The 13,188-nt window shown below is 48.0% G+C and carries 10 protein-coding genes and 2 tRNA genes; 6 read left to right on the top strand and 6 right to left on the bottom strand.

Features of this window, described 5'->3' with window-relative positions:
* Positions 1-23: 23 nt before the first annotated feature.
* The 4 genes from nusA to truB all read left to right on the top strand — a co-directional run bounded on the left by nusA (position 24) and on the right by truB (position 5,531).
* A complete protein-coding gene (gene nusA, locus ACPXXB_RS07905) occupies positions 24-1,505 on the top strand; it encodes a transcription termination factor NusA (protein ID WP_423906298.1) in 1,482 nt (493 codons plus the stop codon).
* Between the two features lie 34 nt (positions 1,506-1,539).
* Positions 1,540-4,149 (top strand): translation initiation factor IF-2, encoded by a 2,610-nt coding sequence (gene infB, locus ACPXXB_RS07900; protein ID WP_423906295.1) that lies wholly within the window; start codon positions 1,540-1,542, stop codon positions 4,147-4,149.
* Between the two features lie 121 nt (positions 4,150-4,270).
* Positions 4,271-4,627, top strand: coding sequence for a 30S ribosome-binding factor RbfA (gene rbfA, locus ACPXXB_RS07895; protein ID WP_423906293.1), 357 nt, complete (start codon positions 4,271-4,273; stop codon positions 4,625-4,627).
* On the top strand, positions 4,617-5,531 hold the full coding sequence (gene truB / locus ACPXXB_RS07890) for a tRNA pseudouridine(55) synthase TruB (protein ID WP_423906291.1): 915 nt from the start codon (positions 4,617-4,619) through the stop codon (positions 5,529-5,531). The genes rbfA and truB overlap by 11 nt, the downstream gene beginning before the upstream one ends.
* A gap of 111 nt (positions 5,532-5,642) precedes the next feature.
* Here truB and ACPXXB_RS07885 read toward each other — a convergent pair.
* Positions 5,643-5,718 (bottom strand) — tRNA-Asn (locus tag ACPXXB_RS07885).
* Between the two features lie 148 nt (positions 5,719-5,866).
* Here ACPXXB_RS07885 and uvrB point away from each other — a divergent pair.
* Positions 5,867-7,903: an excinuclease ABC subunit UvrB gene (uvrB, locus tag ACPXXB_RS07880; RefSeq protein ID WP_423906288.1), complete on the top strand. Its 2,037-nt coding sequence runs from the start codon at positions 5,867-5,869 to the stop codon at positions 7,901-7,903.
* A 34-nt stretch (positions 7,904-7,937) separates the two neighbouring features.
* On the opposite strand, the gene ACPXXB_RS07875 is transcribed toward uvrB, so the two are convergent.
* From ACPXXB_RS07875 to gatC, 5 genes are all read right to left on the bottom strand, one after another.
* Positions 7,938-8,531: a Maf family protein gene (locus ACPXXB_RS07875; RefSeq protein WP_423906286.1), complete on the bottom strand. Its 594-nt coding sequence runs from the start codon at positions 8,529-8,531 to the stop codon at positions 7,938-7,940.
* Positions 8,532-8,569: 38 nt separating this feature from the next.
* Positions 8,570-8,646: transfer RNA gene (locus ACPXXB_RS07870), tRNA-Arg, on the bottom strand.
* Positions 8,647-8,675: 29 nt separating this feature from the next.
* The gene (gene gatB, locus ACPXXB_RS07865) at positions 8,676-10,106 is read right to left on the bottom strand and encodes an Asp-tRNA(Asn)/Glu-tRNA(Gln) amidotransferase subunit GatB (RefSeq protein WP_423906283.1); all 1,431 of its coding nucleotides are present in this window, start codon (positions 10,104-10,106) and stop codon (positions 8,676-8,678) included.
* Between the two features lie 2 nt (positions 10,107-10,108).
* Positions 10,109-11,590: an Asp-tRNA(Asn)/Glu-tRNA(Gln) amidotransferase subunit GatA gene (gene gatA, locus ACPXXB_RS07860; RefSeq protein ID WP_423906280.1), complete on the bottom strand. Its 1,482-nt coding sequence runs from the start codon at positions 11,588-11,590 to the stop codon at positions 10,109-10,111.
* 7 nt (positions 11,591-11,597) lie between these two features.
* A complete protein-coding gene (gatC, locus tag ACPXXB_RS07855) occupies positions 11,598-11,897 on the bottom strand; it encodes an Asp-tRNA(Asn)/Glu-tRNA(Gln) amidotransferase subunit GatC (protein ID WP_423906277.1) in 300 nt (99 codons plus the stop codon).
* 184 nt (positions 11,898-12,081) lie between these two features.
* Here gatC and ACPXXB_RS07850 point away from each other — a divergent pair, with 184 nt between their 5' ends.
* Positions 12,082-13,125 carry a rod shape-determining protein gene (locus ACPXXB_RS07850; protein WP_423906275.1) on the top strand — a complete coding sequence of 348 codons (1,044 nt, stop codon included), beginning with the start codon at positions 12,082-12,084 and terminating at the stop codon, positions 13,123-13,125.
* Positions 13,126-13,188: the final 63 nt, after the last annotated feature.

Below are 13,188 nucleotides of genomic sequence, written 5' to 3'. Positions count from 1 at the left end.
TGTTACGTGGATGTTGATAAATTATGGCGATTACAAGTAATGACATTTTATTGATGGCGGAAAGTGTTTCCCAAGAGAAAGATCTTGACAAAGAGATTATTTTTAGTGCCATAGAAGCGGCATTGGCCACCGCCACCAGGAAGTGGCACCCAGGCGATATTGACGCGCGTGTGAGCATCCATCAGGATACCGGAGAGTATGATTCCTACCGGGTTTGGGAAGTTATCGCAGATGAAGCCGAAGTGGAGTTCCCGGACCAGCAAATTCCGCTGAGCGAAGCTCGGGAAAGCGACCCGGAACTTAATGTGGAAGACCTGATAGAAGAGCCAATAGAAAAGGTGGAGTTTGGGCGAATCTCGGCTCAGGCCGCCAAGCAAGTGATGTGGCAAAAACTCAGGGAGGCTGAAAGAAACCAGATTGCGAAACGCTATCAGGACAAATTCGGAATGCTGGTTTCAGGCACCGTAAAACGTCTTGACCACGGTAATGTTATAGTCGATTTAGGCGATGCAGAAGCGTTGTTGCTGAAAAATGGAATGATTCCCAGAGAAGGACTTAGACCCGGCGACCGCATCCGTGCCTTGTTAAAGGAAATAGATTCGGAAGCACGCGGTCCGCAATTAATTCTTACCCGGTTATCGCCGCAGTTTTTGATTGAATTATTTAAACTGGAAGTGCCGGAAGCGGGCGAGGGTCTGATTGAAATTCTGGGCGCTGCCCGAGACCCCGGTTCCCGAGCAAAAATAGCAGTTCGAAGCAATGATCAAAACATTGATCCAGTCGGTGCCTGCGTCGGTATTCGAGGGTCGAGGGTTCAGAGTGTTTCTAATGAAATCGCCGGGGAACGGGTTGATATTATCGTTTGGTCCGAAAATATTGCTGAGTTTGTTATTCAGGCGCTCGCACCAGCCGAAGTTGAATCAATATTTGTTGATGAAGACCTGAAATCAATGGATGTGGTGGTCACTGAGGAGAATTTATCCCGCGCTATTGGACGTGGCGGTCAAAATGTGCGGTTGGCATCTGAATTGACCGGCTGGGAACTAAATTTAATGACCGATAAGGATGCGCTGGAAAAACAAGACCTTGAACAACAGAATCTGGTGCAAAAGTTCATGAGCCAACTCGATATTGACGAAAATATTGCCAAAATTCTTGCCCAGGAAGGATTTAACGCACTGGAAGAAATCGCCTATGTCCCAAAACAGGAGTTGATGGATATCGAGGAGTTTGATGAAACGTTGGTAGATGAATTGAGAAATCGTGCCCAGGATAACTTGCTGACCCACGCCATTGCCAGCCAAGAACAGAAAGAGCCTAGCGCGGACCTGTTGGGGATGGAAGGCATGGACGAGGAAACCGCTCGCGCATTGGCGCTCGGCGGTGTGCGTACCATGGAAGACTTGGCGGATTGCGCTTTGGATGAGGTTCTGGAAATTATCGACCTCGAGGAACAGCGTGCAAAGGATTTGATAATGACTGCTCGCGCACCGTGGTTTGAATAATAATATTATTGAATATTAACAATATAGAGCCAATATGTCACAAATTACTATAAGTAATTTTGCCAAGCAGATCGGTATCAGTATCGACAAACTGCTCAATCAACTTGCGCAGGCGGGAATCTCAGGCAAGGTCAAGACAGACTTGCTTGTGGATGACGAAAAAATAAAACTATTGCAGTATCTGAAGGGTGATGCAAGCCAGAAACAAGAGTCCAACGAGCGTATCTCACTGAACCGAAAAACCATCGGTCAAATCAAGCAGACTTCCAGAACCGGGGCCGCGCATACAGTGCATATCGAGGTCAAAAAACGCCGCACATTCGTAAAACGCGGTGTATTGGAAGCACAACAGGCAGAGGCGCAAGCAAAAACCGCGGCGTTGGAAGCGGAACAAAAACGCATAATGGAAGAACAGAAACAAAAATCCAGACAGGCGAAAGAGCAAGCGAAACAGGCTGAACAGGAGCGATTGCGTGTTGAGCAAGAAGCGCTCGAAAAATCTAAGCTGCAAGAATCTCAAGGACCGACCGACGAACTTCAGGCTGATGCGCGGTCCAGCACCGAAGATGATTCCAGGAAGGAGGCCGCGGAACTTGCAGAATCCGCTGAGGGGGGGGCGGCAACTTCTGAAATTAGCACAAAGCAAACAACCGTTCAGTCCGCTTCCGAGATGCCGCCCGCGCCTGAAAGCACGGCTAACAAACAAGATGACAAACCGAAAAAAGGAAGGAAAGGCAAACGCGGCAAGCCGGGTTCAAATGAACGGGCCGGGCGTAAGGAACTGCATGCCACTAAACGCAGAAAAGATAGAGCTCGACGTCAACCGCTTAGAAAACCAGGTAATATTTCCTCATCAATAGCGGATCAGCATGCTTTTGAAAAACCCACAGAGCCGGTAATTCACGAAGTGCATGTGCCTGAAACCATAACGGTTGGTGAATTGGCTCAGGCCATGTCCATCAAGGCAGGGGAAGTTATTAAAGCCATGATGGGTATGGGTTCCATGGTAACGATTAATCAGATTCTTGATCAGGATACAGCGATATTACTGGTCGAAGAGATGGGGCATATTGCTCAAGCCGCGGATGCAGATGACCCTGAAGCGTTTATAGTCCAGCACGGCACCACAGAACAGCTACCTCGAGCGCCAGTGGTAACAGTAATGGGACACGTTGATCACGGCAAAACGTCTCTTTTAGATTATCTCCGAAAAACTAAAGTCGCAGCCAGTGAAGCAGGCGGCATCACCCAGCATATTGGCGCCTATAAAGTTAAGGTAAATGAGCAGGAAATTTGTTTTCTTGATACGCCTGGTCACGAGGCATTTTCAGCAATGCGGGCCCGGGGGGCTAAAGCAACAGACTTGATTATACTGGTCGTGGCCGCAGATGACGGCGTGAAACCGCAGACTATTGAAGCGATAAATCACGCCAAAGCCGCGGAAGTGCCTGTCATTGTGGCAATCAATAAAATCGACAAAGAGCAAGCAGACCCGGAACGGGTAAAACAAGAGCTGGCAAATCACGAAGTTATCGCGGAAGCATGGGGTGGTGATGTATTAATGAGCGAAGTATCCGCAATTACCGGCCAGGGTACGGATGAATTACTCGAATCCGTATTATTGCAAGCCGAAGTTGCGGACTTAAAAGCGCACCCTGCGGGAAATGCGACTGGGCTGGTTGTTGAGGCCCGACTGGACAAGGGCAGGGGGCCAGTTGCTACGGTACTTGTCCAGCAAGGCAGCCTTAAACCGGGAGATATTGTACTGGCTGGCCGCGAAACTGGTCGGGTAAGAGTTTTAATTGATGATCAGGGTCGAAAAGTAAGCCAGGCGGGACCATCAACACCAGTCGAGATTCAGGGTCTAACCGGTGTTCCGGTTGCGGGAGATGATCTGGTGGTCGTGAGTAGCGAGAGAAAGGCGCGTGAAATAGCACTCAACCGACAAGGTAAATCCAAGGAGCAAAAGCTCGCCCAGCAACAAAAAGCAAAACTGGAAAGCATGTTTAATCGCATGGAAGAGGGCGAGGCAAAGACTTTGAATGTTCTGATTAAGGCCGATGTCCACGGCTCAGTAGAAGCTTTGCGGGATTCGTTAGAAAAACTTTCTGTGGACGAGGTTAATGTAAACGTTATTCACGGCATGGTGGGCGGAATTAACGAATCTGATGTGAACCTGGCCCTGGCTGCGGATGCTATTATGATTGGTTTTAATGTGCGGGCAGATGCGATGGCGCGTAAGTTAATCGACAATAATGAGAGCGGTGTTTTCTATCACAATGTTATTTACGATGTTGTTGATACCATAAAAGCGACTATGACCGGGATGCTGTCTAAAATTTCTAAAGAAGAACATGTTGGATTGATTGAAGTACGTGATATTTTCCGAGCCCCCAAAATTGGCGCGATTGCCGGATGTTTCGTTTCGGAAGGGGCAGTAAAACGACATCTTCCAGTGCGGGTGCTACGAGATAATATGGTAATTTTTGAAGGCGCCATCAATTCGCTTCGGCGATTTAAGGAGGATGTGGCTGAAGTAAAAAATGGTTACGAATGTGGTATCGGCATTAAGGATTACAACGATATTAAGATCGGAGACCAAATCGAAGTATTTGAAATTGTTCAAACGGCTCAGAAACTATAAACTCACAATAGAGCCCGGAATCAGGGCTTCGGAAATTGCAACGATAATCCACTTGGACAGCCAGCCTTATGGCGCACTCAGCAGAGAGCGTGTTCAGTTAGCCGTCATTTAGCCTGAAACGATGTTTGACACAGACAGAACCCGACGAGTTGCAGAGCTTATAAAACGCCAGCTCTCGATGCTGATTATCAGGGAGTTGGATGATGACCGAATCAATTCTGTTTCAGTTACCGGGGTGACGGTAAGCCGGGATTTGAAGCAATCGACCATCTATGTATCCACCATAGATAAAACACTGGAACCCAGCCAAATAGAACAATTATTGAACAATTCCTCCAAATATTTACGGCATTTATTGAGTCAGCAAATTGCGTTGAGAATGACGCCGAAATTAGTCTTTAAATACGATCACAGCATCCAGCGCGGCGTCGAACTGACACAGCTGATAGATAGGCTGAATAAGAACAATGCCGCCTAGAAGACGGCAACACGGGGAGCCTGTAAATGGCATGTTATTGCTTGACAAGCTCAACGGCCTGTCTTCAAACCAGGCATTACAAAAGGCGAAACGACTACTTAATGCACAAAAGGCCGGCCATACCGGAAGCCTTGACCCAATCGCCACCGGGTTGCTTCCTCTTTGTTTTGGTCATGCGACCAAAATTTCAGGGATGTTTTTAAATGCTGATAAATGCTACCAGGTTAAAATTCAATTGGGCGTAAAAACAGATAGCGGTGATTGCGATGGAGCTGTTATCGATCAGTCTAAGGTTAATATCGCCCTGCCTGCCTTACCGCAGATCGAAAAAGCCCTGGAACAATTTCGAGGTCAGATTGATCAAATTCCCCCGATGTATTGCGCGCTTAAATGCAATGGCCAGCCGCTCTATAAACTCGCACGGCAGGGCATCGAGGTACATCGGCAACCGCGCCGGGTCACGGTTTATGACTTGTCAATTATCGATTTCCAGAAAGATTTTGTAACTCTGAGGGTATCGTGTTCCAAGGGGTTTTATATTCGAAGTTTAGCGATGGATCTTGGTGAAGCGCTGGGATGCGGCGGCCATGTTAGTGCGTTACGGAGAGTCAGGGTCGGGACATTCACCATTGACCAGACAGTTACCCTCGAGCAATTAGAGGTTTTGGAATCCTCGCAACACAGACAGCGGCTTTTGCTACCCACTGATCATGTGCTTGTTCACCTTCCAAAAGTGGATTTGACTGCAAAAACAGCTCATTATTTTTGTCATGGTCAGTCGGTACGGGCATTAAAGTTACCCAAACCTGGAATGGCGAGAATATATGCTGAAGACAATTCATTTCTTGGCTTAGGAGAAGTCATTACCGATGGGACGGTCTCGCCGAAACGATTATTTGTTTAATGCGTGTAGGGGATAATCGCCTGCCGATAATCGCCTGGCCGACGAAAAGGCATCGATTACAGAGATTCAAAAAACCAGTGATTTAAAAAAGCGGTGGGGTATGACGAAATTTGGCTCCCCAGGACAGACTCGAACTGCCGACAAGGTGATTAACAGTCACCTGCTCTACCGACTGAGCTACTGGGGAACGAAGGAAGCGGATACTAATTGTCCAGCCCGCTTTGGTCAAGTCATTCCAGCAGTCATTCCGGAAAAATCACCTGAATCCGTCCCGGATAAAACTCAGATACAAATAATATTCTTTTTAACCGCGCGTACTCGGCTAAAATCGAGGGATGACGACCTCGGAAAATTATAAACTGGTCAGCGAATTTAATCCAGCGGGAGATCAACCCGAAGCGATCAATGCGCTAATAGACGGCGTTGAAAACGGCGAAGCATTCCAGACATTGTTAGGGGTAACAGGGTCAGGCAAGACCTTCACCATGGCGAATATTATTGCCGAGACTGGTCGCCCGGCACTGATTCTTGCCCACAATAAAACCCTTGCCGCTCAACTATATTCGGAGATGCGGGATTTTTTCCCGGAAAATTCCGTTGAATACTTTGTTTCATACTACGACTATTATCAGCCCGAAGCCTATGTTCCGAGCTCGGATACCTATATCGAAAAGGACGCGTCGGTCAATGATCACATTGATCAAATGCGACTTTCCGCGACCAAGGCATTATTGGAAAGACGCGATGTAGTCATCGTCGGAACGGTGTCCGCAATCTATGGCTTGGGTGACCCGGCGGCTTACCACGGCATGATTTTGCACTTGAAGAAAGCGGATCAAATCGATCAAAGGGCAATACTGCGGCGACTGGCTGAATTGCAATACATTCGTAATGATCTGGAATTGAGGCGCGGCACTTTTCGGGTGCGCGGCGATGTGATTGATGTTTATCCAGCGGAATCGGAACATCTGGCAATACGAATTGGATTATTTGGCGATGAAGTTGAAAATCTTTCCAAATTTGATCCCCTGACCGGACGGGTAGAAGAGCATATCAATCGGGTAACGGTTTATCCGAAAAGCCATTATGTCACCGCCAGGGAAACCATTCTCGGTATTCTCGAAGACATAAAACTGGAGCTGCAGGAACGGCTGGCGCAGTTGCGCGATGCGGGAAAACTGGTCGAAGCCCAGCGCCTCGAACAACGAACTTTATACGACCTGGAAATGATGCATGAACTGGGATATTGCAATGGCATCGAAAATTACTCTCGTTACCTGTCGGGGCGTAGTGCCGGAATGCCGCCGCCGACATTGATGGATTACATGCCGGATAGCGCCATCGTGTTCATCGACGAGAGCCATGCCACCATTCCCCAACTTGGTGCGATGTACAAAGGAGACCGCTCAAGGAAGGAAACTCTGGTTGAATATGGTTTTCGATTGCCATCGGCATTGGACAACCGGCCGCTGCGATTTGATGAATTCGAAAACCTGCTGCCGCAGGCGGTATTTGTTTCTGCGACGCCAGGACCATATGAAGAGACTCGTTCACCGGGCGTGGTGGAGCAGGTGGTGCGGCCGACGGGTTTGCTGGACCCCGAATTGGAAATACGCCCGGTCGAATCCCAGGTTGACGACTTGCTTTCCGAAATAAATAAACGGGTTGCATTGAACGAGCGGGTTTTGGTCACCACCTTGACCAAGCGCATGGCCGAAGATTTAACTGAGTATTATCATGAACATAATGTGCGGGTGCGTTATCTGCATTCGGATATCGACACCATAGAGCGGGTCGAGATTATTCGGGATTTAAGGAAAGGCGTATTCGATGTGTTGGTCGGCATTAATTTGCTTAGGGAAGGATTGGACCTGCCCGAAGTTTCCCTGGTAGCGATACTTGATGCCGACAAGGAAGGATTCTTGCGGTCGACGCGCTCGCTGATTCAAACTATTGGTCGGGCCGCCAGAAATATAAATGGGCGAGTCATTTTATATGCGGATAAGGAAACCAATTCGATTCAGCAAGCGGTGCAGGAAACGGACAGGCGGCGGCAAAAACAACGCGCTTACAATGAGATAAACAAAATTGTACCTAAATCCATTATCAAACCGGTTAAGGATATTATCGATGGCGTGACCGCAAACGATTCATCGTGGAATGATATGCCAGATCGGGACAAGGTTGCCGAAGATGCCGAAGAGTATTATCGACAGTCGCCCAAAGCACTCGGTAAATTACTGAGCAAGCTGGAAAAGGAAATGTACGCCTATGCTAGAAACCTGGAATTTGAAGCGGCCGCTTCGGTGCGCGACCGCATCAACCGAATACGAAAAGCGCAAGTTTTAGAAGGAGCGGACACTTCGCCATGAATCTTGTGGCGACGAATTTTCGGTTTTCCGCGGCTCAAATCAAGCGCACGCCTTCGGCTTCGAGCATGGTTATGAGTTTTATCAACGGCAACCCAAGCAAGGTATTGGGATCATTCCCGCTTAACCGTTGCAACATTGCAATTCCAATTCCTTCGGCTTTTAAACTGCCACAACTGTTATACGGTCGCGCGGCTTTGAGGTAATTGTGTATTTGCTCATCGTCTAGTTTTCGATACGCCACTTCAAAAGTATCGACCTCGGACTGAAGGTTGCCGGTTTTCGAATTCAGCAGGGCAATGCCGGTATAAAGCGTGAGCGTCGCGTCCGATGAGTTTTTTAACTGCGCCGTCGCATCGCTATGATTCTTTGGCTTGCCCATTATTTTGCCATCCAACTCGGCAACTTGATCAGAGCCAATTACCAATGCGTTAGGGAATTGCTGGGCGCAGGTTTTTGACACCGCTAAGGCTTTTGATGCAGCAAGGCGTTCCACTAACTCGTGTGGCGATTCCCCAATGTATGGACTTTCATCAATATCAGGGGAAACCGTCGCAAATTCAATTTGCAATCGAGCAAGAATTTGTTTTCTGGGGAGTGAAGACGACGCAAGAATAATCTGCGGAAACATAGCGGCGAACCTAGCGAGGGAAATTGCAATATCTAAAATGGCGGGCCCGGAGGGACTCGAACCCCCGACCACCTGGTTCGAAGCCAGGTACTCTATCCAGCTGAGCTACGGGCCCATGATTATCTTGTACAACACTTTTACGGGTTAGTCGAGTTTATTGCGTAATAAATCGTTTACTTGTTTGGGATTGGCTTTACCGCCGCTTTGTTTCATAACCTGGCCTACAAAAAATCCAAATATTTTTTGGTTGCCTGCTTTATACTGATCAACCTGAGCCGAATTTTCCTGCAGGATGTTATCGACGATGGCTTCGATTGCGCCAGTATTGGTAATTTGTTTTAAGCTATTTTCATCAATCACCTGGTCCACAGATTTCTCGGATTCCCATAATAACGTCAATACTTGTTTCGCGATTTTGCCGGAAATGGTGTCATCGTTTATTCGATCAAGCAGGTTGGCCATGCGAATACTATCTACAGGAGAGTCTCCGATTTCCATTGCAGAGCAGTTCAGGGCGGCACTAAGCTCGCCAAGTATCCAGTTGGCAACGGTCTTGGAATCCGCTGATGTTTGTGAACATACATTTTCAAAGTAATCTGCGGTGTCCCGATCGTTGGTTAAATGCGCCGCATCGATGGACGACAAATGATATTCGCGTTCAAGTCTGGATTTACGCGCGTCGGGTAATTCGGGAAGCTGCTTACGAATCTGGTCGATAAAATCATCGTCCAGAATCATTTCGGGCAAATCCGGATCGGGGAAATAACGGTAGTCGTGGGCTTCTTCTTTGGAGCGTATTGACCGAGTTTCATTTTTATCCGAATCATATAAACGTGTTTCCTGAACGATCTCGCCGCCATCTTCCAGAATATCTGTTTGCCGGTCAATTTCAAACTCAATGGCTTTTTCCACGAATCGAAAGGAGTTAATATTTTTCAGCTCGGCTCTGGTTCCCAATTCGGTTTGACCCCTGGGTCGCATGGACACGTTGGCATCGCAGCGAAACGAGCCTTCCTGCATATTGCCATCGGAAATATCCAGATAGCGCACCAGCGAATGTATTTTACGCAGGTAGGCGACGGCTTCCGCAGCAGAGCGCAGGTCCGGTTCGGAAACAATTTCAAGCAGGGGGATGCCAGCGCGATTAAGATCAATACCGGTCATGTCGTGAAAGTCTTGATGCAAAGATTTTCCCGCATCTTCCTCAAGATGAGCGCGGGTAATGCCGATAACTTTGCAGCCGTTGCCGGTTTCAATTTCAATCTTGCCTTTGCCGACTATGGGAACTTCAAACTGGCTAATTTGATAGCCTTTGGGCAAATCCGGGTAAAAGTAGTTTTTGCGGGTAAAAATAGAGCGTTTATTAATGTGGGCACCGATTCCAAGTCCAAACCTTACCGCTAATCGTGCGGCTTCCCGGTTCATGACCGGTAATACGCCGGGCAGGGCAATGCTTACATCGCAGGCCTGAGTATTGGGTTGTGCCCCATATGCGGTGGACGCTGCGCTAAAAATTTTGCTTTTGGTGAGAAGTTGAACATGAATTTCGAGTCCGATTACCGTTTCCCATTCCATGATCAATCAGACCCTCCGGACCCGCTTGGCGCGTTTGGAATGCCTGGAATTTTTAAGTGCCAATTCGTTTGTTGTTGAAACTGATGGGCAACCGTCAGCAGGGTTGATTCATCCAGGTATTTGCCGATTAACTGTAACCCTATGGGTAAATTTTTGTCATCGAACCCTGCTGGAATTGACATTGCCGGGAGACCTGCCAGGTTTGCGGCATTGGTGAAAATATCATTTAAATACATCGCCACTGGATCATCATTTTTTTCGCCAATGACAAATGCGGTGTCTGGCGTAGTTGGGCCAGCAATTAGATCGCATTTTTCAAATGCGCGACTAAAATCATCAGCAATCATTCTGCGCAGTTTTTGCGCTTTTATGTAGTAAGCATCGTAATAACCTGAAGATAATACATAGGTGCCGATCATGATTCTACGTTTCACTTCGGCGCCAAATCCTTCAGCCCGGGTCTTTTCATACATGTCATTGAGGTCGGTGTAATTTTCAGTCCGGTACCCATAACGCACGCCATCGAATCGAGACAGGTTAGAAGAAGCTTCTGCGGGCGCAATGACGTAGTAGCAGGGAATACCGACTTCGCTATTCGGTAATTCAACCTCCACGGTTTTCGCACCCAGGGCTTCCAATTCCCGGATTGCCTGCTGAATAGCATTTGCAATGTCTCGGTCCACACCATCACCGAAAAATTCTTTCGGCAATCCGATGGTTTTTCCGCGTATGGATTGTTCCAGGACCTTGCCATAGTCTGGAACGGGCTGTTGCAAAGAAGTCGAATCGCGCTGATCAAACCCTGACATTGCCTGTAAAACCATTGCCGCATCCTGAGCATTTCCGGCAACCAGCCCACCTTGATCCAACGACGAGGCAAATGCCACCATGCCATATCGAGAAACACGACCATAACTGGGCTTAATTCCGGTCAGGCCACAAAAAGCCGCGGGCTGACGAATCGAGCCACCGGTATCTGTGGCTGTGGCAACCGGCGCTAATCTTGCGCTCACCGCAGCGGCTGATCCGCCTGAGCTGCCGCCCGGCACGCGCTGGACATCCCATGGATTTTTTACCGCGCCGTAATAACTGGTTTCATTTGACGAACCCATGGCGAACTCATCCATATTTGTTTTACCCAGCATCACCATGCCTTGTTGTTTCAATTTTTCCACAACCGTTGCATCGTAGGGTGATACAAAATTGCTAAGAATTTTCGACCCGCAAGTGGTTAATACCCCTTTAGTGCAAAACAAATCCTTATGCGCCATAGGAATTCCAGTTAGCGCGTGTGCCTCATTATGGTGTAACATTTGGTCGGCATGCTGCGCCTGCTCAAGAGCCAATTCTTCGGTTACGGTAATAAATGCATTAAGATCCTTGGCCGAATCAATACGTTTTAAATAGTGCTGAGTCAATTCGACGCTGGAATACGCTTTGTTGCGAAGTGCGGCACTGTGTTCGCTGAGGCAGTGTGAGTGCATAATAATTTTAGTCGATGACCTTGGGCACCAGATAAAGTCCGTTTTCGGTGGCCGGCGCAACGGTTTGATAGGCTTTTCTAAGATTCGTGGCAGTCACTTCATCCGCGCGCAACCTTAACGCTGCGTTCTGGAGATGGTCATGGGGATGGGACATCGGCTCAATATCGCTGGTATCGATGGTATTCATTTGTTCGACCAGATCCAGAACCCGGGATAATTGAGTCGCATAAAATTCAGCCTGTTCACTGCTGGTTTTTAACCGCGCAAGACTGGCGATATGGGTGATTTCTTTCGGTGTTAGAGACATAAATTTAAAAATAAGGGTCTTAACTAGTTAAGACCAAAAAATAATTACCAGCATTTTACCTGTAAAAATGCAACAACTTAACATAGGATTGTGTGGTTGAATAGTGCGGGTTGGATTGTTAAGCTAGGCAGGTTATTTTCTCGGCAAAAAACCGCATTTCCACCTTCAAATTAAATGAAAAACAATGCTAAAACGCCTATCAGGCTTCTTCTCGAATGATCTCGCCATTGATCTTGGTACCGCGAATACCCTGATTTACGTCAGAAACAAAGGAATAATCCTCGACGAACCCTCAGTGGTCGCTATTAAGAGCCCGACCATAGGGGGCGGCGGCAAAACTGTACTGGCGATTGGTCAGGATGCGAAACGAATGTTGGGTCGGACTCCTGGTTTTATTCAAGCCATTAGACCACTGAAAGACGGTGTCATCGCGGACTTCAATGTGACCGAAGATATGCTCAAATATTTTGTTCGCAAGGCTCAGGAAACCAAGCTCTTTGCCAGTCCAAGAATTATTATATGTGTGCCGTGCGGATCTACTCAGGTGGAAAGAAGGGCGATCCGGGAATCGGCAACCAGTGCGGGCGCCCGGGAAGTTTATCTCATTGAAGAACCGATGGCGGTAGCGATTGGCGCCAATCTTCCGGTGGCGGAGCCAACCGGATCAATGGTTGTTGATGTCGGCGGAGGCACCACCGAGGTCGGTATTGTGTCATTGGGGGGAATGGTCTATTCAAACTCGTTGCGAGTTGCTGGAGATTCCTTTGACGAATCAATCGTAAACTATGTACGCCGTCGTCATGGTTTGCTGATCGGGGATGTAACTGCGGAGCGAATAAAACAAACCATCGCAACGGCGTGGTCGGAATCTGAACATATGGAAATGGAAATCAAGGGGCGGGACATTTCAGAAGGCCTGTCGAGAAGCCTGGTGATCACCAGCGAAGAAATCTACGAATCGATTAACGATTCATTAGAACAAATTGTCCGGGTTATCCGCGAGGCGCTCGAAAAGACGCCACCGGAACTGATCGCGGATATTGGCGAAAAAGGCATGGTTGTCGCTGGGGGAGGGGCGTTGTTACGTGATATAGATAGACGATTCATGCAGGATACGGGTTTGCCGGTGATTATTGCGGAACAGCCTTTGACCTGCGTGGTTCGAGGTTGTGGTCGAGCCTTGGAAGAAATGGATGCAATCGGTGACGTGTTCACTGGCGATGGCTGACCATCGGCTCTATTAATTGTGGGAATCTGTTTTTGCTCATGATTTTTTATTTAGGCATTAGTA

The sequence above is a fragment of the Candidatus Spongiihabitans sp. genome (assembly GCF_965237845.1).
Lineage (GTDB): Bacteria > Pseudomonadota > Gammaproteobacteria > Arenicellales > Poriferihabitantaceae > Spongiihabitans.
Note: the sequence above shows the minus strand (reverse complement) of the source record. Positions and strands in the feature narration are given on the sequence as shown.

Excerpts from the sequence above, each read along its gene's own strand:
- nusA (WP_423906298.1), top strand. The coding sequence starts at position 24 with ATGGCGATTACAAGTAATGACATTTTATTGATGGCGGAAAGTGTTTCC.
- infB (WP_423906295.1), top strand. The coding sequence starts at position 1,540 with ATGTCACAAATTACTATAAGTAATTTTGCCAAGCAGATCGGTATCAGT.
- rbfA (WP_423906293.1), top strand. The coding sequence starts at position 4,271 with ATGTTTGACACAGACAGAACCCGACGAGTTGCAGAGCTTATAAAACGC.
- truB (WP_423906291.1), top strand. The coding sequence starts at position 4,617 with ATGCCGCCTAGAAGACGGCAACACGGGGAGCCTGTAAATGGCATGTTA.
- uvrB (WP_423906288.1), top strand. The coding sequence starts at position 5,867 with ATGACGACCTCGGAAAATTATAAACTGGTCAGCGAATTTAATCCAGCG.
- ACPXXB_RS07875 (WP_423906286.1), bottom strand. The coding sequence starts at position 8,531 with ATGTTTCCGCAGATTATTCTTGCGTCGTCTTCACTCCCCAGAAAACAA.
- gatB (WP_423906283.1), bottom strand. The coding sequence starts at position 10,106 with ATGGAATGGGAAACGGTAATCGGACTCGAAATTCATGTTCAACTTCTC.
- gatA (WP_423906280.1), bottom strand. The coding sequence starts at position 11,590 with ATGCACTCACACTGCCTCAGCGAACACAGTGCCGCACTTCGCAACAAA.
- gatC (WP_423906277.1), bottom strand. The coding sequence starts at position 11,897 with ATGTCTCTAACACCGAAAGAAATCACCCATATCGCCAGTCTTGCGCGG.
- ACPXXB_RS07850 (WP_423906275.1), top strand. The coding sequence starts at position 12,082 with ATGCTAAAACGCCTATCAGGCTTCTTCTCGAATGATCTCGCCATTGAT.